This window comes from Ditibartonella choladocola, assembly GCF_002007565.1.
Lineage (GTDB): Bacteria > Pseudomonadota > Alphaproteobacteria > Rhizobiales > Rhizobiaceae > Bartonella > Bartonella choladocola.
In genome coordinates this window covers 978,749-1,001,299 of sequence record NZ_CP015625.1, presented here as the reverse complement: position 1 = coordinate 1,001,299, position 22,551 = coordinate 978,749, and the positions used below count along the sequence as shown (strand labels likewise).

21 protein-coding genes are annotated in these 22,551 nt (G+C 46.2%); 11 read left to right on the top strand and 10 right to left on the bottom strand.

Features of this window, described 5'->3' with window-relative positions; all coding sequences use genetic code 11:
* The first annotated feature begins 5 nt into the window (after positions 1–5).
* The 7 genes from rplI (at position 6) to BBC0122_RS04425 (ending at position 8,569) form a co-directional block, all read left to right on the top strand.
* Positions 6–614 (top strand): 50S ribosomal protein L9, encoded by a 609-nt coding sequence (gene rplI, locus BBC0122_RS04455; RefSeq protein ID WP_077991708.1) that lies wholly within the window; start codon positions 6–8, stop codon positions 612–614.
* A gap of 242 nt (positions 615–856) precedes the next feature.
* Positions 857–2,122 carry an SAM-dependent methyltransferase gene (locus tag BBC0122_RS04450; protein ID WP_077991707.1) on the top strand — a complete coding sequence of 422 codons (1,266 nt, stop codon included), beginning with the start codon at positions 857–859 and terminating at the stop codon, positions 2,120–2,122.
* A gap of 486 nt (positions 2,123–2,608) precedes the next feature.
* Entirely contained in the window at positions 2,609–4,111 is a 1,503-nt protein-coding gene (locus tag BBC0122_RS04445; protein ID WP_077991705.1) for a replicative DNA helicase, read from the top strand.
* 5 nt (positions 4,112–4,116) lie between these two features.
* On the top strand, positions 4,117–5,517 hold the full coding sequence (gene radA, locus BBC0122_RS04440; protein ID WP_077991703.1) for a DNA repair protein RadA: 1,401 nt from the start codon (positions 4,117–4,119) through the stop codon (positions 5,515–5,517).
* A 139-nt stretch (positions 5,518–5,656) separates the two neighbouring features.
* Positions 5,657–6,235 carry a CvpA family protein gene (locus BBC0122_RS04435; protein WP_077991702.1) on the top strand — a complete coding sequence of 193 codons (579 nt, stop codon included), beginning with the start codon at positions 5,657–5,659 and terminating at the stop codon, positions 6,233–6,235.
* 91 nt (positions 6,236–6,326) lie between these two features.
* Positions 6,327–7,814 (top strand): amidophosphoribosyltransferase, encoded by a 1,488-nt coding sequence (gene purF / locus BBC0122_RS04430; protein WP_369805227.1) that lies wholly within the window; start codon positions 6,327–6,329, stop codon positions 7,812–7,814.
* A 2-nt stretch (positions 7,815–7,816) separates the two neighbouring features.
* Positions 7,817–8,569 carry an SDR family NAD(P)-dependent oxidoreductase gene (locus tag BBC0122_RS04425; protein WP_077991698.1) on the top strand — a complete coding sequence of 251 codons (753 nt, stop codon included), beginning with the start codon at positions 7,817–7,819 and terminating at the stop codon, positions 8,567–8,569.
* 469 nt (positions 8,570–9,038) lie between these two features.
* Here BBC0122_RS04425 and pssA read toward each other — a convergent pair whose 3' ends face one another.
* The 4 genes from pssA to BBC0122_RS04405 form a co-directional block, all read right to left on the bottom strand.
* Positions 9,039–9,899 carry a CDP-diacylglycerol--serine O-phosphatidyltransferase gene (pssA, locus tag BBC0122_RS04420; protein WP_077991697.1) on the bottom strand — a complete coding sequence of 287 codons (861 nt, stop codon included), beginning with the start codon at positions 9,897–9,899 and terminating at the stop codon, positions 9,039–9,041.
* 6 nt (positions 9,900–9,905) lie between these two features.
* Positions 9,906–10,604 carry a phosphatidylserine decarboxylase gene (locus BBC0122_RS04415; RefSeq protein WP_077991696.1) on the bottom strand — a complete coding sequence of 233 codons (699 nt, stop codon included), beginning with the start codon at positions 10,602–10,604 and terminating at the stop codon, positions 9,906–9,908.
* A gap of 120 nt (positions 10,605–10,724) precedes the next feature.
* Positions 10,725–12,605, bottom strand: a complete 1,881-nt coding sequence (locus tag BBC0122_RS04410; RefSeq protein WP_077991695.1) for an ABCB family ABC transporter ATP-binding protein/permease — start codon at positions 12,603–12,605, stop codon at positions 10,725–10,727.
* Positions 12,602–13,609, bottom strand: a complete 1,008-nt coding sequence (locus BBC0122_RS04405) for an Ig-like domain-containing protein (RefSeq protein WP_077991694.1) — start codon at positions 13,607–13,609, stop codon at positions 12,602–12,604. The genes BBC0122_RS04410 and BBC0122_RS04405 overlap by 4 nt, the downstream gene beginning before the upstream one ends.
* A 152-nt stretch (positions 13,610–13,761) precedes the next feature.
* Between BBC0122_RS04405 and BBC0122_RS04400 the strand changes: the two genes are divergently transcribed.
* Entirely contained in the window at positions 13,762–14,337 is a 576-nt protein-coding gene (locus tag BBC0122_RS04400; protein WP_077991693.1) for an LOG family protein, read from the top strand.
* 107 nt (positions 14,338–14,444) lie between these two features.
* On the opposite strand, the gene rarD is transcribed toward BBC0122_RS04400, so the two are convergent.
* From rarD to BBC0122_RS04380, 4 genes are all read right to left on the bottom strand, one after another.
* Positions 14,445–15,395 (bottom strand): EamA family transporter RarD, encoded by a 951-nt coding sequence (gene rarD, locus BBC0122_RS04395; protein WP_418214880.1) that lies wholly within the window; start codon positions 15,393–15,395, stop codon positions 14,445–14,447.
* Between the two features lie 40 nt (positions 15,396–15,435).
* Positions 15,436–16,104 (bottom strand): DUF421 domain-containing protein, encoded by a 669-nt coding sequence (locus BBC0122_RS04390; protein ID WP_077991692.1) that lies wholly within the window; start codon positions 16,102–16,104, stop codon positions 15,436–15,438.
* 45 nt (positions 16,105–16,149) lie between these two features.
* Positions 16,150–17,655 carry a cysteine--tRNA ligase gene (gene cysS / locus BBC0122_RS04385; protein WP_077991691.1) on the bottom strand — a complete coding sequence of 502 codons (1,506 nt, stop codon included), beginning with the start codon at positions 17,653–17,655 and terminating at the stop codon, positions 16,150–16,152.
* 101 nt (positions 17,656–17,756) lie between these two features.
* A complete protein-coding gene (locus BBC0122_RS04380; RefSeq protein ID WP_077991690.1) occupies positions 17,757–18,578 on the bottom strand; it encodes an SOS response-associated peptidase in 822 nt (273 codons plus the stop codon).
* Positions 18,579–18,931: 353 nt separating this feature from the next.
* Here BBC0122_RS04380 and BBC0122_RS04370 point away from each other — a divergent pair, with 353 nt between their 5' ends.
* The 3 genes from BBC0122_RS04370 (at position 18,932) to BBC0122_RS04360 (ending at position 20,327) form a co-directional block, all read left to right on the top strand.
* Positions 18,932–19,303, top strand: coding sequence for a TIGR02301 family protein (locus tag BBC0122_RS04370; RefSeq protein WP_077991687.1), 372 nt, complete (start codon positions 18,932–18,934; stop codon positions 19,301–19,303).
* Positions 19,304–19,386: 83 nt separating this feature from the next.
* On the top strand, positions 19,387–19,644 hold the full coding sequence (locus BBC0122_RS04365; RefSeq protein ID WP_077991680.1) for a hypothetical protein: 258 nt from the start codon (positions 19,387–19,389) through the stop codon (positions 19,642–19,644).
* A gap of 14 nt (positions 19,645–19,658) precedes the next feature.
* The gene (locus BBC0122_RS04360) at positions 19,659–20,327 is read left to right on the top strand and encodes a hypothetical protein (RefSeq protein ID WP_225868149.1); all 669 of its coding nucleotides are present in this window, start codon (positions 19,659–19,661) and stop codon (positions 20,325–20,327) included.
* Between the two features lie 134 nt (positions 20,328–20,461).
* Here the strand turns inward: BBC0122_RS04360 and BBC0122_RS04355 are convergent, their stop codons facing one another.
* Together BBC0122_RS04355 and BBC0122_RS04350 are read right to left on the bottom strand one after the other, a co-directional pair.
* Positions 20,462–21,178, bottom strand: a complete 717-nt coding sequence (locus tag BBC0122_RS04355; RefSeq protein ID WP_077991678.1) for an HAD family hydrolase — start codon at positions 21,176–21,178, stop codon at positions 20,462–20,464.
* A 6-nt stretch (positions 21,179–21,184) separates the two neighbouring features.
* The gene (locus BBC0122_RS04350; protein ID WP_077991677.1) at positions 21,185–22,522 is read right to left on the bottom strand and encodes a dihydroorotase; all 1,338 of its coding nucleotides are present in this window, start codon (positions 22,520–22,522) and stop codon (positions 21,185–21,187) included.
* Positions 22,523–22,551 lie beyond the last annotated feature (29 nt).

Below are 22,551 nucleotides of genomic sequence, written 5' to 3'. Positions count from 1 at the left end.
TTAAAATGGATGTTATACTTCTCGAACGCATTGCCCGCCTCGGCCAAATGGGTGATACCGTCTCTGTGAAAGACGGCTTTGCACGCAATTTTCTTTTTCCCCAAGGAAAAGCCTTGCGCGCCAATGAAGCAAACAAAAAGAAATTCGAGAACGAAAGAGCCCAATTGGAAGCCCGCAATCTCGAACGCAAGAGCGAGGCCCAGCAAGTTGCCGACAAACTCGATGGCAAGACATTTGTCGTCATTCGCTCTGCCGGTGAAACCGGACAACTCTACGGTTCTGTTTCGACCCGCGACATTGCCGATATTATTACGGCTGAAGGCTTCACAATTATTCGCACGCAGGTAGAACTTAATCACCCGATCAAAACAATCGGCCTGCATAATGTCGCTGTCAATCTTCACCCTGAAGTCCAGGTCAATGTCACCATCAATATTGCCCGTTCTGCTGAAGAAGCCGAACGTCAGGCTGCCGGTGAAGATCTGACTTCGATTGAAGCTATCTACGGCATCGAGGAACAACCGCTCTCGGAAGAAATTTTCGACGAGGAAGGTGCCGAACACGAAGCCGAAAAGAAGGCCGAAGAAAAGACGGAAGAAACCAAAGCCGAATAAGCTTTGAGTTGCCATTTACGATAACATTGTCTTGAGTGCGACACACCGTCCTAGTGTTTTGGTACAGTTGTTTCTTGACATGTCAAAAAAAAATGAACACACCCGACCCGATGGTCGGGTGTTTTTTTTAAAATCAGCATTATAAACAGCGCATCGCTTGAAATAGATTTTTAATAGCAATTTAAACGCTTGTTTATGCATAAAAGCGGCCAATTTATTAAATGGAAGATGGGACTCGATAGATGTTTGCTTTATTGAAGACGGCTGCCAGCCACATTATTACTAAAGGTAATTTGACAATTACCGATTCACGTGGGGTCACACACCAGTTCGGCGACCAGACGGGCAAGCCAATTCAAATACGCTTTACATCGGCAAAATGGGAACGTGAAGTTGCCCTCGACCCTGCTTTGAAACTGGGCGAAGCCTATATGGAAGGCGGGTTTATATTTGTTAAAGGCGATATTTACACGCTGCTCGAAACAATTTTTGAAAGCACAGGCCCAATTGCTGAAAATCAACTATGGATGAAAGCATTTTCGTTCATTCGCACTGCTACAAAACGATTCGCGCAGATGAACACATTGCGCCGCTCGGCAAAAAACGTTGAGCATCATTACGATTTATCAGGCAAACTCTATGAATTGTTTCTTGATCCCGATCGCCAGTATTCATGTGGTTATTTTGAAAATCCGCATGTCAGCCTTGCCGAGGCGCAATTAGCCAAGAAGCGCCATCTGGCAGCCAAGTTGCAAGTCAAACAGGATGAAAAACTTCTTGATATAGGCTGCGGATGGGGTGGACTTGGTCTCTATTTTGCACGTGTTCTCGGTGCAAATGTTACAGGTGTTACGCTTTCTCATGAACAGCATGGCATTGCCAACCAGCGTGCCAAAGATATGGGACTTTCGGATAAAGCCAAATTTTTGCTTCTTGACTATCGCAAGCTTGATGACAGCTTTGACAAAATTGTTTCAGTGGGAATGTTCGAGCATGTCGGCATCGGCCATTACAAAGAATATTTCGACCATGTCAAAAGATTGATGAAACCCGACGGGCGCTTTGTTCTCCATTCAATCGGCCGTTCAGGCGAACCGGGTGCTACCAATCCATGGATTGCCAAATATATTTTCCCCGGTGGTTATATTCCCTCATTGTCGGAAGTCATTCCGGTTATTGAAAAAAGCGGACTTATCATTACCGACATAGAAATATTGCGTCTGCATTATGCCGAAACATTGAAAGCTTGGAGGGAAGCTTTCCTTGCTCATTGGGATGAAGCCAAAGCATTATACGACGAACGTTTCTGTCGCATGTGGGAATTCTATCTTGCAGCATCGGAAAGTGCTTTCCGCTGGCAAGGTATGATGGTTTTCCAGATCCAGCTAGCCCACAAGCAGGATGCAGTTCCTTTAACGCGCGATTATATTACCGAGGAAGAAGCGCGTCTTGAAAAAATTGACGCCGATCCGAATTTGAAAGTGGCAAAAAACAAAAAAAGCAACTGAGGCAATAGAAAAACAGGACAATATTAAAGCGCCGGTTTCGCTGAAAATGCCCTGTAAAAATCCGGTCTCTTGAAATGAAATTCCGTGAATCACTAAAACGACAAGTTCGTGGAAATGCGGATATTTCAACATTCAAAGTAATTGTCATTCCGGTTGCCGAAACAATTTCTTTTTGAAGAAAAATGCCATATATGGCCGGATGTGTGGCATTTTTAAAAAATACAAAATTTGTATTTTCTCTTCCGGAATGTGAATCCATTTCCGGCAGACGGGATTTTAATATTTAAAACGGGATTTTAATATTTAAAACGCACGGAAATCCGGTTCATTTGCCATTTCTTTTTCCGGCTGGTAATAGATTGAAAAATCTGGCAATCGGGTAAAACCTTGTTAATGGAGAAAAAAAAGTGGCAGTCCCTACCCACAATGGTGTACAGTAACAGGGGTTTCCAATTAAACAAAATTCAGGCGAGCAGCAATAGACTCATGTCAGAAGCAAAAGTTCTCAATATCGGGCAAACCAATGGTGATGAGACACTCCCGTTCAGGCAGATTCCGCATAATATCGAAGCTGAACAGGCTCTTCTTGGGGCAATTCTCATCAATAATGATGCACTTGACCGTGTGTCCGATTTTTTAAAGCCTGAACATTTTTTCGAGCCATTACATCAAACGATTTTTGCCGTTTTGAGCGAATTTATTAAAAACGGCAAGCATGCCGATCCCGTTACAATCAAACCGTTTATTCCGGCTAATGAAAAAATCGGCGACATGACGGTCTTTAGTTACGTTGTCCGCATGGCAACAGAAGCCGTCACCATCATCAATGCAGAAGATTATGGCCGCGCCATTTATGACCTTTATACACGTCGCTCTTTGATTGATCTGGGAAATGAGATCGTCAATACCGCATATGATGCGCCGATTGACCTTACTCCTTCAAAACAAATCGAAAATGTCGAGCAAAAACTGTTCACACTGGCCGAAACCGGTAAATATGGCGGCGGCTTTGAAAGTTTCGATGATGCTGTAAAAAAAGCGATCGATATGGCGGGAGCTGCAAAAAAGCGCACTTCCCGACTGTCTGGTATTCCCACACAGCTCAAAAAGCTCGACGAGCAAATGGGTGGTTTGCAACGTTCCGACCTTATCATCCTTGCCGGTCGTCCGGGCATGGGTAAAACGTCACTTGCCACCAATATCGCCTTCAACATTGCCAATGCCTTTATCAAAGCGAAAGAAAACAAACTTCCGGAAGAAGAAAATGAAGGCGGAATCGTCGGTTTTTTCTCGCTCGAAATGTCATCGGAACAATTGGCAACGCGTATTATTTCCGAACAGGCGGAAGTCTCTTCTTCCAAAATCCGCCGTGGCGATATTACCGAAGATCAATTCGCAAAACTGCTTCATTCGATGACAAGATTGCAGAAAGCGCCACTTTATATCGACCAGACAGGTGGCATTTCCATTGCACAACTTTCAGCCCGCGCGCGGCGGCTTAAACGCCAGCATGGGCTTGATGTTCTGGTCATTGACTATGTGCAATTGATGACCGGCGTCTCGAAACGCGCGTCGGAAAACCGCGTGCAGGAAATTACCGAAATCACGACCGGTTTGAAGGCTCTTGCCAAAGAACTCAATATCCCGATCATTGCATTGTCGCAGCTTTCCCGTCAGGTTGAAGCGCGTGATGACAAACACCCGCAACTTTCCGATCTTCGTGAATCGGGATCTATCGAACAGGATGCCGATGTCGTGCTGTTTGTTTATCGTGACGAATATTATATCAGAAACAAAGAGCCGAAGCTTGGCAGTGAAGAACATTTGAAATGGCAAGCCGAGATGGATGAAGTCTTTGGCAAGGCCGAAGTGATTGTGGCGAAACAGCGTCATGGTCCGACAGGAACTGTAAGATTGGCATTTCAGTCCGAATATACGCGCTTTTCCGATCTTGCTGAAAGTGACAAGCTACCAGAGCAATTCGGCTGATCTCTATGGCAAAAACACGCACCCAGTTTGTCTGTCAAAATTGCGGCACGGTCTATTCCCGGTGGGCGGGAAAATGCGATGCATGTGGCGAATGGAACACCATTGTCGAAGAAGGAACGAGCGGCGGTATTGGCGGCGGGCCTGCCAAAAGCAGCCGTAAAGGGCGCGTCGTTGCCCTCACTTCGCTTTCCGGCTCTATTGAAGACGCACCGCGGATAAAATCGGGAATCGCCGAACTTGATCGTGTGACAGGTGGCGGTTTTGTGAGAGGCTCGGCACTTCTTGTAGGCGGTGATCCGGGAATTGGAAAATCGACACTTCTAACGCAAGCCGCAGCAGCGCTTGCCCGTCAAGGCTGTCATGTTATCTATGTTTCCGGTGAAGAAGCGGTGGCGCAGATCCGCTTGCGTGCACAACGTTTGGGTGCTGCCAACACAACTGTGGAGCTTGCTGCCGAAACCAATGTCGAAGATATTCTTGCAACGCTCACAAATGCCAAAAAGCCTGATCTCGTCATCATCGATTCTATACAGACGCTTTGGTCCGAGGCGGTCGATTCTTCTCCGGGAACAGTAACGCAGGTGAGAACCGGTGCGCAGGCGATGATACGCTTTGCCAAAAAAACGGGGGCAGCAGTTGTCCTTGTTGGTCATGTCACAAAAGACGGGCAAATTGCGGGCCCTCGCGTTGTCGAACATATGGTTGACGCGGTGCTTTATTTCGAGGGTGAAGGCGGACACCAGTACAGAATTTTAAGAACCGTGAAAAACCGCTTTGGCCCGACTGATGAAATCGGTGTTTTTGAAATGTCGGATCATGGCTTGCGGGAAGTCAATAATCCATCCGAACTATTTCTTGGAGAACGCAACAGCAATGCGCCCGGTGCGGCGGTTTTTGCGGGCATGGAGGGGACAAGGCCGATCCTTGTCGAAATACAGGCTTTGGTTGCGCCAACTTCCCTTGGTACGCCAAGACGCGCAGTTGTTGGATGGGACAGCAACCGGCTTTCCATGATTCTTGCGGTTCTTGAAGCCCATTGCGGTGTCCGTTTCGGGCAACATGATGTTTATCTCAATGTTGCTGGCGGATACCGCATTTCCGAACCCGCCGCCGATCTTGCAGTTGCGGCAGCTCTTGTTTCTTCTCTTGCCGGAATAACGCTGCCTCAAAACTATGTCTTTTTTGGCGAAGTCAGTTTGTCGGGAGCGGTGCGTGCCGTTTCCCATTCCGGACAAAGATTGAAGGAAGCTGAAAAACTCGGATTTAAAGGCGCAATTTTGCCATCGGGTACGAGCGAGACCATCAAATCGCCCTCTTTCAGGCAGAGAAGCTTTGGCGACTTGCCCGAACTTGTTGCAGCAATTGCTTCCGGAAAAAGGCGTGCCTCGCCCCCGACACAGAATTGACTTTGTGGACAAAAAGCGGGCTTACCACTTTTAAATAAAGGGAAATATTGATATTGGTTCTCCAAACTGGCATTGAAGACGTAATTGACGACACTGTCATTATATTTTGCCAATCGATGCGAACTTAAGGACAAGCCTGATGTTCATGACAGCCCTTGATGGCCTGGTTATTGCAGTAATCCTGTTTTCAGCCTTTCTGGCCATGGTACGCGGCTTTTCGCGTGAAGTTTTATCTTTGGCATCATGGGTCATTGCTGCCGTTGCGGCGGTGCTTCTTTATAAAAACCTCCTGCCCTTTGTGGAATCTTACCTTTCCAACAAAACAATCGCGCTTATTGCGAGTCTGGCAATCATTTTTGTCGTTGTTTTTCTCATTGTTTCCATCATTACAATGAAAATTGCGGATATTATTATAGATAGCCGAATCGGTGCACTGGATCGCACCGTAGGATTTATTTTCGGCGTTGTTCGCGGGCTTTTCATTATGGTCATCGCCATGTTGCTCATCAATCAGCTTATCAAACCGGAAGATCAGGCACCTTGGCTGAAAGATGCTAAAACCAAGCCCATGCTTGATTCTTTGAGTAACCAGATTTGGGATTTATTACCGAAGGATCCGGACTGGATTTTCGACAAGGCTTCGACTGTGTTGAAAAAAGATGAACCGTCAAATACCGACAATAGCGTCGGAGAAAATCCGGCACAACCGGGTGATTGAATTAAAATGGGTGGCATATATGCCACCCATTTTTGCCTATATTACATGTTTTAATAGCTAATATTATTTAATTCTCTACGGGATGGTGAAAATGGCAAAAGAGGTCTTTTGTGAACCCGATTTTTCTTTCGATGACGATAGTTTGCATGAAGAATGCGGCGTTTTCGGAATTCTCGGACATAATGATGCGGCGACATTAACAGCTCTGGGCCTCCACGCCTTGCAACATCGTGGTCAGGAAGCTGCGGGTATCGTTTCTTATGATGGAACCGTATTTCATCAGGAAAAACATATGGGACTTGTCGGGGACCATTACACCAACCCGAAAACATTGGCGAACCTTCCCGGAGACCGCGCAATCGGCCATACACGCTATTCAACGACAGGTGAAACAGCATTGCGCAACGTCCAGCCGCTCTTTGCCGAACTTGAGGTGGGCGGCATTGCCATTGCCCATAATGGCAACCTTACCAATGGGCTCACAATCCGCCGTCAACTCATTGCATCGGGAGCTATCTGCCAGTCGACATCCGATTCGGAAGTAGTCCTTCACCTCATCGCCCGCTCGCGTCACGCAAAATCATCCGAACGTTTCGTCGACGCTATACGCCAGATCGAGGGTGGTTTTGCCATGATCGCCTTGACCCGCTCGAAGCTCATTGCCGCCCGTGATCCCGTTGGCATTCGACCGCTTGTTATGGGTGAACTCGATGGCAAGCCGATTTTCTGTTCGGAAACCTGTGCTCTCGATATTATCGGGGCAAAATATATTCGTGATGTCGAGAATGGCGAAGTGATTATTTGCCAGTTGCAAAAAAATGGCGAAATCACAATTAACACAATCAAACCGAAAGATCGTAAACCGGAAAAACTTTGCCTGTTTGAATATGTCTATTTTGCCCGTCCGGATTCAATTATTGGTGGACGCAGCGTTTATAATGCCCGCAAGAATATGGGCATTTATCTTGCAAAAGAAGCCCCGTGTGAGGGTGATGTGGTTGTTCCGGTTCCCGATGGCGGCACACCGGCTGCAATCGGTTATGCGCAACAAAGCGGCATTCCTTTCGAGCTTGGTATTATTCGTAACCACTATGTCGGCCGGACTTTTATTGAACCCACACAACAAATCCGCGCTTTCGGTGTCAAACTCAAACACTCGGCCAACCGCCCTGTTATTGAAGGAAAACGCGTTGTGCTGATTGATGATTCAATCGTACGCGGCACGACATCCATTAAAATTGTGCAAATGCTGCGCGAGGCGGGAGCTAAAGAAGTGCACATACGCGTCGCAAGCCCGATGATCTTTTATCCTGATTTTTACGGTATTGATACGCCGGAAGCTGCAAAACTCCTCGCCAACCAATATCCCGATCTTAAATCCATGTGTGAATTTATCGGCGCCGATTCATTACAATTTTTGTCGCTTGACGGGCTTTATATGGCGGTCGGCGGTGAAGTCAGAAACAATGCCGATCCGCAATTTACCGACCATTATTTTACCGGCGATTACCCGACCCGCCTTGTCGATCAGGAAAATGCCGATAATGTTCATAAGCTTTCTGTTTTGAATTGTGGATAATAATGGAAAAAAATCAATCATTCGACCTTGAGGGGCGTGTTGCTCTTGTAACCGGTGCTTCACGGGGTATCGGTTACCATCTCGCTTTGGAACTTGCAAAACGCGGTGCCCATATCATTGCTGTTGCGCGAACTGTTGGTGGCTTGGAAGAACTTGATGACCAAATCAGGAAGGCTGGTTCTTCTGCAACATTGGTACCTCTTGATCTTCATGATATGGCAGCGATCGACCGGTTGGGAAACGAGATTAACGAACGTTGGCATAAACTTGATGTGCTGGTTGCCAATGCCGGTGTTTTGGGATCTATTTCACCGGTTGCGCATGTCGAAGCCAAAACATTTGAAGACGTATTTGAAATCAATGTTATCAGCCAATGGCGCTTGATCCGCGCCGTAGAGCCGCTGTTGAGAAAGTCGGATTGCGCCCGCGCAATTCTATTTTCGTCCGGTGTCGTTCATAAACCACGGGCTTTTTGGGGGGCTTATGCCGCTTCCAAGGCTGCCTTCGAGGTATTAGGGCGCTGTTGGGCCGATGAATTGAAAAACACATCCGTAAAGGTGAATATTGCAAGTCCGGGAGCCACACGTACGGCCATGCGTGCACAGGCTATGCCAGGCGAAGACCCGAACACATTGCCTTCAGCCGAAGAAATTGCAGCCAAAATTGTTCAACTGGCTTCCCCCGATCTTGAAGAGACGGGACAGTTTTTCGATGCCCGTAAAAATCGTTTTCTAACCTATCACGTTCCTGATTAGGAAAAACCTGATAAACGGCAGGAAAAGTCCGAACTGTTTTTCCTGCATGGTTATCTTCTAAAAACTCCATCTGCGTTCATGAATGGCGCAGATTACGCAATGCATTTTTCGCCGGCAGAAATAACCTTACGAAAAAATGGGGGGTAGCTTTATACCCCCTGCCTTTTATAACTCTTACAATTGCGGCAGTTGAAGCCGCGCTCCATCGCCAGAACATTTTGTGACAATCGCCAAAATTCCGGCCTCTAACAATCCGGTCATATGAATTTTAACAGCCGGAAGATTCCGCGCAAGTTCCGAAAAATGTCTAAAAACGCCAATAAAGCTTTTCAAGCCTGAAAGCCTGTTTTTCCGGATTTCGGCTCTGTCAGCCTGTTCTATAGAAACGCCAATTCAATCGGAACAGCAAGATGCGGGAATTCGTCGTAAGCATATAAAACGAACAAAGACCGGAGTTCCAATCGGAGATTTAATCTTTGTCTTCCGATTCTTTTTCATCGGCTGCTGCAACGCCGTCTTTTATTTTTTGCGCTTCACGAACCGAACGTTTTTGATAGGCCATCAAGCTGAATGGCAAAAACACCATGTAACCGATTGCTGTAACAAGAAGCACCTGCCACGTGTAAGTGGCAAGAAAACCGACATAGATCACAACAACCAGCATACCGGGTATGACCACGTCGCGACGCAATTGCTGACCGACTGTTTTCCCGTTCCAGACCGGTAGACGGCTGATAAGCAGAAAAGCGATAACAACTGTATAAAGGCTGAAAACCAAAGCCCAGCCCGCACCCGGTTCGAGGCCAAGACATCCGAGATAAATTGGCAGTAATACCAACAACGCACCCGCCGGTGCCGGAACACCGACAAAATATTCCCGCTGCCAGCGTGGAATGTGTTTGTTATCAATCATCACGTTGAAACGGGCAAGCCGCAAACAACAGGCAATACAGTAAACAAGTGCGGCTATCCAGCCAACCTGATGAGCCTGATTGAGAAGAAAAGAATAGACAATCAAGGCCGGAGCAACACCGAAGTTCACAACATCGGCCAAGGAATCCATTTGTGCACCGAATGAAGAACCACCGCCCATGAGGCGCGCCAACCGCCCGTCGACACCATCGAGGACAGCGGCAAGCAAAACCATTAAAATAGCCGTTTCAAAACGGTGTTCAAAAGCGAGCCTGATACTGCTCACGCCCGCACATATTGCCAGAATGGTAATGACATTGGGAAGGACAAAGCGTATCGAAATTGACCGACGCGGCTTCGCATCATCATTTTTGTGTCCCTCCGGATCGAACGAAGAAAAAGGCGAAGAACTCTCCATTAAAATCTAATCCAGTCTAAAGTCTGTTATGGTCGCGCTCTTATCAAACGAAGCGAAAACAGTTTCACCGGCGATAGCCTTCTGGCCGATCGCCACCCGCAATTTTACATGAGCAGGCAGATAAACATCAAGTCTTGAACCGAAGCGGATAAGGCCGAACCGTTTGCCTGCGACCACAGGTTCATTTTCTTTCGACCAGCATACTATGCGGCGGGCAACAAGACCAGCCACTTGTACGACACCGATTTCACCATGAGCTGTTTCAATGACGAGACTGTTTCTCTCGTTATGGTCGCTTGCCTTGTCCAGCTCTGCATTGCCGAATTTTCCCGGCCGGTAAACAATGGATTTTACCACACCATCCATCGGTATGCGATTGATATGACATGAAAATATATCCATAAACACCGAAACGCGCATCATTTCATTGTTGCCTAAACCAAGTTCCCTAGGCGGAACAAACAAACCGACAAATGAAATGCGACCGTCAGCAGGACTCATAACAAGGTTCATATCAATCGGCGTAACACGCTCCGGATCACGGAAAAAATAGATACACCATATCGTTAGAACCAGCCCGAACCAGAAAAGTGGATCCCATATCCACCCCAGAACGAGCGACAAAATGAAAAAACCGACGATAAACGGGTACCCTTCCTTATGGATGGGTGCAAAACCGTTACGAACCGATCTTACAATGCTCATACGTGTATTCCCCATTTATCTTACACCGCACCTGCCCGTTCGACACGAAGCCGGTTCCTGTTTATCCAATCAACGTGAAAAAAGCGATAGTTTGTTTCATCTTCATCTGCAAGATAGTTGTCAATGATGGGAGATAATGCCCAACTCATCTTCCTCGCGAATTTTGCGCAATTGCTCTTCTGCCTTGGAAGCTTCAAGCTGTTTGTGCCACATTGAAGCATAAAGGCCATCTTTGGCGAGCAATTCTTCATGTTTGCCGCGTTCAATAATCCGCCCGCCTTTTATCACCAGAATTTCGTCGGCTCCGATAATTGTCGAAAGTCTGTGAGCCACCACCAAAGTTGTACGCCCACGACTTACAACATCAAGCGCGTGCTGGATTTCGAGTTCCGTAGCTGTATCGAGAGCCGAGGTTGCCTCATCAAGAATGAGGATAGGTGGAGCTTTCAAAATTGTACGGGCAATCGCAACACGCTGTTTTTCACCACCTGAAAGCTTCAGCCCGCGTTCGCCGACCATTGACTGGTAACCATCCGGCAATTGCTCGATAAAATCGCCGATTTGCGCCATGTTGGCCGCCTTCTTCACTTCCTCGTCGGAAGCATCCGGACGGCCGTAACGGATATTATAGGCGATCGTATCATTAAAAAGCACTGTGTCTTGTGGCACCATGCCAATCGCTTGCCGCAAGCTTTTTTGTGTTACAGAACGTATATCCTGTCCGTCAATCGTAATCGAGCCTTTTTGAACGTCGTAAAAACGAAATAACAACCTTGAAATCGTCGATTTTCCTGCCCCCGAAGGCCCGACTATGGCAACAGTTTTTCCCGCCGGTACAGAAAAATCTATATCTTTAAGAATTTGCCGGTTTGTATCATAAGAAAATTCGACATGGTTGAAGCGGATTTCGCCTTCTTTAACAATAAGCGGTTTGGCATCGGGAGCGTCGGTAACTTCCTGTTTGACATCCAGAAGATCGAACATGGCTTCAATATCTGTCAAACCTTGGCGAACTTCCCGATAAATCGAACCGATGAAATTAAGCGGTATCGAAAGTTGCATGAGCAGCGCATTGATGAAAACAAAATCGCCGAGCGTGTGTGTGCCATGCATCACTTCATATGCCGACATCAGCATCATCACCGCCATACCTGCACCGAATATGACGGCCTGACCGAAATTGAGCCACCCCAGTGAAATCCACGTTTTGATAGCAGCCTTTTCATAACCGGCCATGGAGCTATCAAAACGTTTTGCCTCAAGGTCTTCATTGCCGAAATATTTCACCGTCTCGTAATTCAAAAGCGAGTCGATTGCCCTTGTATTTGCTTCGGTATCGGATTCGTTCATCTCACGGCGAATTGAAATGCGCCAATTGCTAGCCTTGATTGTAAACCACGTATAAAGCCCCACAGTTACAGCAACGACGCTCATATAATGCCAGCCATAACTGATATAGACCACCAGCGCGGTAAGCGCGAATTCAAGTACGGTCGGTGCTGTATTCAATATGGAAAAGCGGACAATTGCCTCGATGCCTTTGGTGCCGCGTTCTATCACTCGTGATAGCCCGCCGGTTCGCCTTTCAAGATGAAATCTTAAAGACAATTCATGCATGTGAACGAAAGTCTGATAGGCAAGTCTCCTGACAGCATGTTGGCCGACTGTTGCAAACAAAGCGTCGCGTAACTGGTTTAGTCCGGCCTGTAAAATGCGTGCCACATTATAGGCAAGAACCATCATGAAAGGTGCTGCAAAGATAGCCGGAAGCCAGGAAGGTGGCGTATAATCAACATTCAGAGCATTTGTGGCATATTTGAAAAAATACGGAACCGAGATCAGAACCAGTTTTGACAATACGAGATATAGGACTGCCCATAAAACGCGCAGCTTCAAGTCCGGCCGATCGGATGGCCACATATAAGGCCAAAGATTGAGGATCGTACGAAACGTATTTCCTGAATCGGCCGAAACAGTTTTTGCTCTATTAGGTTCTGTCATTTTTCTTTCAAATCGGTTTGGCTACCTGAAGCATCGGTTTTTTGCACGTCGGCTATTTCGGGCAAAACCAATTCCTGACCGGTTGTGATATAGTCACGATTTTTCAAAATATCGGAATTTGCCGAATATATAGCCTCGCTATAACGGCTTGAACCATATGCTTTTTCGGCAATAGACGATAAACTGTCACCTTTTTCAACAATAATGGTTCTCACAGGTTTTCCGTGACGGTAGACCTGATTAACGGGCCGGTAACGTTCGCCGATACGAAAAGGTGTAACGAGTGAGCCGACAATTTCACCTCCCTCATTGAAGAGGTCGACACGAAAAACATGGTCACCGGCAAATAGTGTCACAAAACGGGGAATAGAAAAATTTCCGGCTTCGTCGGTTTTGCCACTCCCTAGCCGCATATTCCCCAGCGTTGCAATAACCTGCATTTGTTTTCCGGCGTGCCCGCTAATTGTCAAAATACTATTTTTGTAGGTGATTCTTGTTATATCGAAATTTTTATCGTTATTTTTTCCGAGTTCGATAATTGCGGGAGTATTGGAAATAAATCGCGAAGAACCGGCAGGGTCGTTCATAAAAGCCGTCAATCCGTCTGCACCTTTATGTGAAACAATAACTGTGACCGTTTCAACCGATGTGAATGATTTTCCCGATTTGTCTGTTGCCCTCAAAACAAAATGATATTGGCCTTTACCCAGATTTTTTTGCAATGTCAGCGTGAAGGTGCCTTTTTCATCCGCATTTGTTTCGCCAAGTTTTCGTGCGCCGTCTATAAGTTCGACCACCGAATTTGCCGGTGCTTTGCCAAGGATGACTGCGTAATTATCGTCATTCAACATGAAACTCTCGAAACTCGGACTTTCAAGCTGGTCTGATTGAACATTGTTTTTTTCTTCTTGCGCAGATGCAATGCCGACAAACAACATAAACGCCCCCATCAATGAGAGCGTCAAAGTTACGGCAATTTTTTTTATCGACAAAAAGAATGCCATCAACAATCCTGTTTTTCGAGCACTTGACCAATCTTTTTCTGTCCTATTCCATTTGTAACCCAAACGGAATACCAAACTCGTCCGGACGATCTTTTTCCTGTGGTGTGCGTAACCACTTGACGGAATTTTTTTTAAACGGCAAAACACTGTTTATGACAAAAATCAATTCTATCTGCGTTTATTGTGGTTCTTCATCGGGCAACAATCCCGATTATGTCGACGCCGCAAGCAAACTTGGCAAACTTATGGCTCAAGCGGGCATTACACTGGTATATGGCGGTGGCACAACCGGCATTATGGGCACAATTGCACAATCAGTAAAAAGCAATGGTGGAAAAGTGGTCGGAATCATTCCAGATTTTCTCATCAGAAAAGAAGCCCGCAATAAAAATGATGACCTCTTTGACGAGTTCATTGTCACTGAAACAATGCATCAGCGCAAACAATTGATGTTCGATCGCTCGGATGCTTTTCTTGCTCTACCCGGTGGCATTGGAACACTGGAAGAAATTGTCGAGATCATGACGTGGGCGCAGCTTGGCCGACATATGAAGCCGATCGCTTTTGCCAATATAGATGGCTTTTATAACCCGATGATTGCTCTTCTCGACCATATGGCAAGACAAGGCTTCATCCATTCCGACCATAGATTGAAGCCTCTTGTTATTGACAACATCGAAAAAATTATCACTGCTCTTTCAAAAAATCAGGGTCTTAGCGTATTGTAAGTCATTGAAAGCTTTCGATATTCTTCCCGCAATGACGAGAATTCCACCTTTAACTTCCTGAAATCTGTCGCTTCGATATGTTTCGGGGTGATCTCTTGTTTTTCCGATTATTTTTTAAGTTCGATAATCGTTTCTTTTGTCTTTTTATGTTTGATCGCTGACAGACTGGATACGGTATAAATCGCCAGTCCCAGCCAGATTATTGAAAAGGCAACCAATTGCACTGACGAGAACGGTTCGTGAAAAACAAAAATGGCTATAAAAAAAAGAAATGTCGGGGTCATGTATTGCATCAAGCCCAGTGTGGTCAAATTCAACGTCTTGGCTCCGACTGCAAACAGGATAAACGGAATTGCTGTAAAGGGGCCGGCCAATACGAGAAGCCCGACATCCTTCCATGAACCGTGGAAAAAATAATCCTCTCCCGTTGCAATAAAATAAAAGCAACCGATCAATGCGGGGAGCGTCATAATCAATGTTTCGAGTGCAAAACCTTCTGTCGGTCCGATAGGTAGAGATTTTCTGAAAAAAGCATAAAAGCCGAAAGTGAGCGGTAACAAAATCGCAATCCATGGTAGACCACCGGCGTTTATTGTCAAAATGGAAACCGCAATAAAGGCAAGCGCAATAGCAACCCACTGCCAACGACTGAGGTGTTCCCTCAAGAAAATAAGCGCCAGTATGACATTTACCAAAGGGTTTATGTAATAGCCCAGCGCAGCGTCAACGGCATGATTATTGCCGATTGCCCAAATGTAAATGCTCCAATTGGCAGTGATAAGGGCAGACGTCAGAAAAGCCATAGCCACCATTCCCGGCTTCTTCAATGCTTCCCAAAGGGCACGCGTGTGCCCGATGACAATAATAATGCCAAGCGCAATAGGTAGCGACCACAACACCCGATAAACAACGACTTCCATGACCGGAATATGGGCGACAGCTTTCATATAAAGCGGAAAAATGCCCCAAATAGCATATGCGCCGAGTGCCGCCAAAAAGCCTGAAATATTGGCCGGAAAGACCTTATTATCATTTAAAACAGGCTTTTTCATAAACATTTGTCAAATAATCCCGCTTTTTATTAATTGTTCAATAAAATTATCTGGTCGTACCTTTTACAACAAAAAGTCCCGTGCGTGTTCTGCCATTCCGGCTTTTTTCCTCATACCACTCGGCTGCGTAAATATTATCAAGAGATACTTTCTTCTTCTTCAACTGCTCTTCAAGCCAGGCTTCATCTTTACCGATTTCATCAAGGCTGCCATCAACGATACTTCCATTTTTTACAACAAGTGTCGCGTTTTTTCCCTCTTCCTTGCGGATAACCGAAAGACTGCCATTGGACTCAAGGCGGGCAAAGGCTACTTCATGAAGTGCACAGCCTTTTATTCTGAGCATTGTTGCAAAATCGTTCACATCAATGTTGAGCCGTTTGATTTCATCCATCTGGAATTTGCCGTCGAGCACAAGTGCAACATCACCACCAGCCACAAGATTATGGAAAAACACCGAATGGCGACGCAAATAATTCAATCCGATAACCAGTAATTGCCAGATAATCAAAACAATCAATAACTGGATAACTGTGATTTTCGGATTATAGATAACACCGCCGATAATACCGCCCATCACGAAATTGCTAATCAAATCCGTCGGCGTCATCTGACTGAGACTTCCCCTACCGCTTGTACGCAGCACCAGAAGAAATACAGCAAGACCTATGAAAAGCTTGAGCGCCACATAGCCATAACCAAAAAGGTAATCCATACGTTAGACCTTCTTTATCATTGCCAGTGGCGAATTCTGGCGGGATTAATGTTTCATTTCCCAATGTGTCACGCGTTCGCCTGTCTGCGGATTTTTTTCGTCCCTCAGCACTATATCTTTCTTGAGAAGCTCGTCTCTGATGCGGTCGGCTTCTGCCCAATTTTTGTCTTTTATAAACGACAAGCGTTTGGCAATTTGGCTCTCGACAAATTGGCTATCTATTTCGCTTTGTCTGTTAAAGAGCAGGCAATCTTTGTCATTAAGCCATGTTTCATTCAACAAGCCCAAAAGCTCCATGCCGGATTTGAGAGCTGCAACATTTTGCGATTTATAATACTGACGCAAAAAGGTAATGGCGCTCCAGCAATTGAGATCTTCGCCCAAAGCTTCGACAAGCTCGTCGCTTGCCGGTGCACCATCCCCGGAACGAACGTTTTGCTGGCGCAATAATTCATACCAGCGATAAAGTTCGCTGCTTGATTCGGCAAGGCGCTGTGCTGTCCAGTTTAAAGGTTCGCGATAATGGGTTTGCAACATGGAAAGGCGCGCACTGAGGCCCACCCACTGGTGGCGCAGTTTTTCGTCAACTTGTGGCGATACTTCATTAAGTGCGGTTTCCAACACATCATGAATCGTGATGAAATTGCCCAGACTTTTGGACATTTTTTGCCCTTCAACCTGTAGAAAGCCGTTATGCATCCACAGATTTGCCATGCGCTCTGTTCCAAAGGCCGAGCAACTTTGTGCAATTTCGTTTTCATGGTGGGGAAAAACCAGATCTATGCCGCCGCCGTGAATATCAAAAACATTGTTCTGCGGATTATCACATGTGAGGCCGCCGCCAAAGGGAACCAATAATTTTGCCATCGACATAGCCGAACATTCTATGTGCCACCCCGGACGCCCTCTGGTTTTGATACCCGCAGGAGAAGGCCAACCCGGTTCCCCCTCTTTTGACGGTTTCCACAAAACAAAATCCATTTCGTCACGCTTATAGGCGGCAACATCAACACGGGCTCCCGCTATCATTTCATCAAGCGACCGGCGTGCAAGAGCACCATAACGGGGATGATCTCCCATGCTGGATACAGAAAACAACACATGATCTTCCGCAACATAGGCATGACCACGTTCAATCAGACGTTCGATCATCGCACGCATATTATCAAGATTATCGGTTGCACGTGGCTGGGTTGTCGGAGGAAGACAGCCAAGAGCCGCCACATCCTCCTGAAACTGGTTATTGGTTTTTTCTGTAAGAATACGGATGGCCTCGTTTAACGGAAGTTCGGGATAATCACGGGCGGCACGTGCATTGATCTTATCGTCGACATCGGTAATGTTACGGGCATAGATGACATGTTCTTTTCCGTAAACATGGCGCAGCAAACGAAATAACACGTCAAAAACTACAACCGGACGTGCATTGCCGATATGGGCATAGTCATAAACTGTAGGCCCGCAGACATAAAGGCGCACCTTGTCAGCGTCGATCGGATGGAATTCCTCTTTCGTTCTTGTGAGCGTGTTGTAGAAATGCAAACTGGTCATCTATAATCTTTCATCTGTCAGGTAATACCAGATCCTTGGCAAGCCACAAAAAAATGGTCAAGGCATTTACCCTTATAATGTTAAATATCTCAGTGAAGCATTTAGAAAAGATCAAGCTGGTCTTTATTCTTTAAAGTTTTCCCCTGTTTTCGATCGTCCGGTTTTTCATTTTGCTGTTTTTCAGCCTTATGATTAAGCCGGTCACCGGTGTCGTTGTTCTCGTCGACAACGCTTATCCTGGCTTTTACGTCGCTATAGGGATAATTTGCATTATTGATTTTATCGGATACAGGGAAGACATGAAGTTCTTCGGCAGGCGTGTTTTTTAGAATATCCATAATGTCGGCGGGTCGATAATTCCGGCAATCAAGCCATCTTTCTATATCCTTCTTGCGAACGATAACCGGCATACGATGATGAATTTCCGCTAAAGGTGCTTTTGCCTCGGTTGTCAAAATAGCCGCGGTATCAATTTGCGAACCTTCACGACCACTCCACGTTTCCATAAGCCCTGCAAAACCGATAATGGCGTTATCATTGAAAGCCACATGATAAGGTTGTGACTTGCCATGGGGCTGTTTCTTCCATTCATAAAAGCCGGTTGCCGGAATAATCACACGATGATGTCGCAATGCGTTGGTAAAAGACTTTTTCACCGCAACTGTTTCAGAGCGTATATTGAATGTCAGCGGCCATTGATCGGGATTTTTTGTCCAGGAAGGAATAAAACCCCAGCGCACCAGAACAGCATCATGTTCAGGCTTGTTCGAGAAACGATCACGAAAGGCTTCCGGCGCTTTGACAACCAGAATTGGTTGGGTTGGCGCAATATTGTAGCGCTTGGGAAAATCTTCTTCTATCCAGGCATCAAAAGCATTGGCAACCTCGTTTTTCGAGGCTGCAAGCTCGTAGCGACCACACATGGCAATCCTTCTTTATTCACCAGTTCCAAAATAGTCTTCACACAAGAAAGGGGAGCTTTCATCATGTAAAAAATAACGGTTCGCGTCAGGCGACAGTCGAGGTAACAACAAAATATGCCGCCGAATCAAAAGACCAAGGCCTATCCGATAGATTTTTCATATCCGATTTATAATATCGGGCAAAAAAGCCGGAGACAATAAAACGAAACCGGATAAAAGGCCATTTTTCAAAGCATTTTCCAATTCCGCTATAAAGTGACGTTTTGACATTGCCCGAAAACCGCAAAAAGCCCTATAAAGATCATCGCAATCGGATTTAACTTCAATCCTGCTAACAAAAAGAGTCCGGAAAAATGAACAAGTATTTGAAACACCTTGTTATTTTTACTTTTCTTTTGTCGATAATTCCGGCTCATGCCGAACCGGTTCCCCAATATGATGCCAAAATGTTGCGGCTTGCCGAAATCCTTGGCTCGCTCCATTATTTGCGCAATTTATGTGGTGAAAAGACGCCTCTGTGGCGCGACAAGATGGAAGAGCTTATCAAAGCCGAAGACCCGACACCGACACGCCGTGCACGCCTTTATGCGGCTTTCAACAATGCCTATCGTGCTTTTTCCGACAATTATCACACATGCACAAAAGCTGCTGTTGCTGCTGATCGTCGCTATATCAAGGAAGGAACAGCCCTTTCGCACGAGCTTTTGAACCGTTATGGCAATTAACCCTTTTTGACTATTAAGACTGACAGACAAAGATTTTATGGTAATCTAAGCTCCTGAACAGCACAGATATAACGAGTTCACCGATGAGCCAATCGAATACTGACCTTCCGGCCATTATTGCCGAAGAGCAAAAACATGTAGCCCACGAGTTTCAATCAGAAGCGTGGGTGGGCGGTATTTCCAACGGAATTGAACCGGAAATTCTCGCAGAAGCTGCATTTGATACCGCGCTCAAATATCTGCTTCAGGCGCGTAGTGAAAAACAGGTACTGAAATTATTGTCCCGTATGCATGACAAAGTCATAAGGGGTGAATTAAGCGATCATAAAACGATTCAATAAAAGGTCTTACATCATTGAAGAAATTTGTTTTTTGCGCGTTCTTGGGTGGTATTTTATTTTACTCGCCGGTTGCAAATTCGCTTGAACTCGCCTCGACCGATTTGACCGACGAGAGTGTGAAAGTAAAAACAGATATTCCGAAAGTCGATGATTCTGCCAATCCCATTCCTTTGCCGGAAGCCAAAAAAAGCAAAGCGGTAAAAAGCACAGATACACCGCCCAAGGTTGAATATGACATCGAGAAATTGCCCGCCCCTGTCAAACTGATGCGGCAGAAAATTATTGATGCGGCAAAAAGCGGTGACGTCAACAACCTTAAACCGTTACTGGGTACAAGTAGTGATCCCACCCAGCTTTCGGTTTCCGACAATGTGAAAGATCCGATTGCTTATATAAAACAGCTTTCCGGCGATGGTGATGGCCTTGAAACCATGGCTATCATGATTGATCTCTTGAACTCCGGTTATGTTCATCTCGACGAAGAAGATGACGAGGAAATTTATGTCTGGCCCTATTTTGTAGCCTTGCCGATTGACAAGCTGTCAAAGCCACAGCTCGTTGAACTATTCCAGATTATGACGGCCGGTGATCTTGAAGAGATGAAGGAAATCGGAACTTACTCATTTTTCCGGATCGGCATAACACCGGACGGTACGTGGCGTTTTTTTGTCACCGGTGATTAGGCGATTTTGTTGACCGCCCGCCAATTTCGCCAAACAATTTAGCTTGACGATTTCTCCTGAGAATTTCGCGTGACAATTTCCTGTATGAACCTGATAATTGCCTGCGCCACACAGGTGAAGGTAAACTTTCAACGTTACGCGACGCCGTTATTTTGTGAGCTTATGGCCTGAACGAGAGGAGGAAGAAGAGCGATTTTTTCAACTTTGAAATATCCCTCATGATTATAGGGCTCATCTGCCATTTCATGAATCCAGGTAATTTCATAAGGGATATAGACGGCGAAGGTACCCGCCGCGAGTGCCGGTAAAACATCCGATTTCAATGAATTTCCTACCATTACGAAGTTTTTGGCGTTGAGTCCGTTGCGTTTCAACAGTTCTTCGTAAACAGCTTTGTCTTTGTGGCTGACAATTTCAATTCTGTCAAAATAATCGGCCAATCCCGATTTTGCCAACTTGCGGGCTTGTTCGACAAGATCTCCCTTGCTTACGAGCAGCAAACGGTAATTTTTATGGAGCGTTTCAAGAATTTCGACAACATTATCAATGAGCTTCACCGGCTGTTCCATCATCCCGCGGCCAAGCGAGAGAATTTCTTTTATCAAATGTGAGGGAATAGTTCGTTTGCAAATGAGGTTTGCGGCCTCGATCATTGAAAGTGTGAACGGTTTAAAACCGTAGCCGTAGAGACCGATATTACGCGAAATTGTAGAAAAAAGGACGTTTTCAATTGTTTCTTTATCGGCACAATTTTCAAGAAGCTGAACAAAGTGCTGTTCAGCCTCCCGAAACGATTTTTCATTGTGCCAAAGTGTATCATCGCCATCAAGGCCGATAGTGGTGATCGTCATTACCGTTTAGTTTGTATGGTGCAAACATTCCAGAAACTCGATCGGTTCGCCGGTCGATGGCGTAACAATTTCGCCCTGCCACATGACAGTTTTTCCGCGAATAATGGTTCCCACCGGCCACCCCTTGACCTTCTTGCCGTCATAGGGTGTCCAACCGGCTTTCGAGCCGATCTGTTCATTGCGAATAACTTCTTCACGTTTCAAATCGACAATTGTCAGATCTGCATCATAACCGGCGGCAATGCGCCCTTTGCGACTGATACCGAAAATACGATTGGGGCCATGCGAGGTGAGGTCAACAAAACGTTCAAGCGAAAGTCTGCCGGCATTGACGTGATCGAGCATAATGGCTGCTGTGGTCTGAACGCCTGTCATGCCCGAAGGTGATGCCGGATAGGTTTTGTGCTTCTCTTCCAATGTGTGTGGCGCATGGTCGGAACCGAGAACATCAATGATGCCTTGTCTGACGCCATACCATATACCGGCACGATGGCGGCTTTCACGGATTGGCGGGTTCATCTGGATAAGTGTCCCCAAACGCGCATAATCATCTGCTGTCAAAGTCAAATGGTGCTGTGTTGCTTCTAGAGTGGCAACATCTTTATGATTTTTGAGAAATTCGATTTCCTCGGCCGTCGAGACATGGAGAACATGAATGCGTGCTCCGGTTTCATGTGCAATTTTGACCAGACGCTTCGTGCAATGAAGGGCTGCTTCCACGTCGCGCCAGACCGGATGGGATGAAGGGTCACCTTCGACACGCAAATGTTTGCGTTCATTAAGCCGTGCTTCGTCTTCGGAATGGAATGCTGCGCGACGGCGGGTATGTTTGAGTATTTCTTTCACTCCCGCATCGTCGGCAACAAGCAGATTACCCGTTGATGACCCCATGAAAACCTTTATACCGGCAGCACCGGGCAAACGTTCGAGTTCACCGACATCGCGGGCATTTTCATGCGTTCCACCGACCCAGAAAGCAAAGTCGCAATGCATGCGGTGGTAGCCACGTTTCACTTTGTCGGCGAGAGCTGCTTCACTGGTTGTCAAAGGATTGGTATTGGGCATTTCAAAGACTGCTGTCACACCGCCCAATACGGCTGACCGTGAACCGGTTTCAAGATCTTCTTTATATTCGCCACCGGGTTCCCGAAAATGCACTTGGCTATCAATCATTCCGGGCAAAATATGAAGCCCCGTGCAATCAACCGTTTCACCAGCCGAACAAGCCGACAAATCACCAATTTCGGCGATGCGCCCATCAACAACGCCAATGTCCCTTTGGCCGATCCCGTCATGATTGACAACTGTTCCGCCTTTAAAAATCCTATCAAATGTTCTCGACATTACTTTTGCTCCTTGCAGCCCATAACTAT

What these genes read in the sequence shown, in the direction of transcription:
- rplI (WP_077991708.1), top strand. Translation starts at nt 6, where the DNA reads ATGGATGTTATACTTCTCGAACGCATTGCCCGCCTCGGCCAAATGGGT.
- BBC0122_RS04450 (WP_077991707.1), top strand. Translation starts at nt 857, where the DNA reads ATGTTTGCTTTATTGAAGACGGCTGCCAGCCACATTATTACTAAAGGT.
- BBC0122_RS04445 (WP_077991705.1), top strand. Translation starts at nt 2,609, where the DNA reads ATGTCAGAAGCAAAAGTTCTCAATATCGGGCAAACCAATGGTGATGAG.
- radA (WP_077991703.1), top strand. Translation starts at nt 4,117, where the DNA reads ATGGCAAAAACACGCACCCAGTTTGTCTGTCAAAATTGCGGCACGGTC.
- BBC0122_RS04435 (WP_077991702.1), top strand. Translation starts at nt 5,657, where the DNA reads ATGTTCATGACAGCCCTTGATGGCCTGGTTATTGCAGTAATCCTGTTT.
- purF (WP_369805227.1), top strand. Translation starts at nt 6,327, where the DNA reads ATGGCAAAAGAGGTCTTTTGTGAACCCGATTTTTCTTTCGATGACGAT.
- BBC0122_RS04425 (WP_077991698.1), top strand. Translation starts at nt 7,817, where the DNA reads ATGGAAAAAAATCAATCATTCGACCTTGAGGGGCGTGTTGCTCTTGTA.
- pssA (WP_077991697.1), bottom strand. Translation starts at nt 9,899, where the DNA reads ATGGAGAGTTCTTCGCCTTTTTCTTCGTTCGATCCGGAGGGACACAAA.
- BBC0122_RS04415 (WP_077991696.1), bottom strand. Translation starts at nt 10,604, where the DNA reads ATGAGCATTGTAAGATCGGTTCGTAACGGTTTTGCACCCATCCATAAG.
- BBC0122_RS04410 (WP_077991695.1), bottom strand. Translation starts at nt 12,605, where the DNA reads ATGACAGAACCTAATAGAGCAAAAACTGTTTCGGCCGATTCAGGAAAT.
- BBC0122_RS04405 (WP_077991694.1), bottom strand. Translation starts at nt 13,609, where the DNA reads ATGGCATTCTTTTTGTCGATAAAAAAAATTGCCGTAACTTTGACGCTC.
- BBC0122_RS04400 (WP_077991693.1), top strand. Translation starts at nt 13,762, where the DNA reads ATGACAAAAATCAATTCTATCTGCGTTTATTGTGGTTCTTCATCGGGC.
- rarD (WP_418214880.1), bottom strand. Translation starts at nt 15,395, where the DNA reads ATGTTTATGAAAAAGCCTGTTTTAAATGATAATAAGGTCTTTCCGGCC.
- BBC0122_RS04390 (WP_077991692.1), bottom strand. Translation starts at nt 16,104, where the DNA reads ATGGATTACCTTTTTGGTTATGGCTATGTGGCGCTCAAGCTTTTCATA.
- cysS (WP_077991691.1), bottom strand. Translation starts at nt 17,655, where the DNA reads ATGACCAGTTTGCATTTCTACAACACGCTCACAAGAACGAAAGAGGAA.
- BBC0122_RS04380 (WP_077991690.1), bottom strand. Translation starts at nt 18,578, where the DNA reads ATGTGTGGTCGCTACGAGCTTGCAGCCTCGAAAAACGAGGTTGCCAAT.
- BBC0122_RS04370 (WP_077991687.1), top strand. Translation starts at nt 18,932, where the DNA reads ATGAACAAGTATTTGAAACACCTTGTTATTTTTACTTTTCTTTTGTCG.
- BBC0122_RS04365 (WP_077991680.1), top strand. Translation starts at nt 19,387, where the DNA reads ATGAGCCAATCGAATACTGACCTTCCGGCCATTATTGCCGAAGAGCAA.
- BBC0122_RS04355 (WP_077991678.1), bottom strand. Translation starts at nt 21,178, where the DNA reads ATGACGATCACCACTATCGGCCTTGATGGCGATGATACACTTTGGCAC.
- BBC0122_RS04350 (WP_077991677.1), bottom strand. Translation starts at nt 22,522, where the DNA reads ATGTCGAGAACATTTGATAGGATTTTTAAAGGCGGAACAGTTGTCAAT.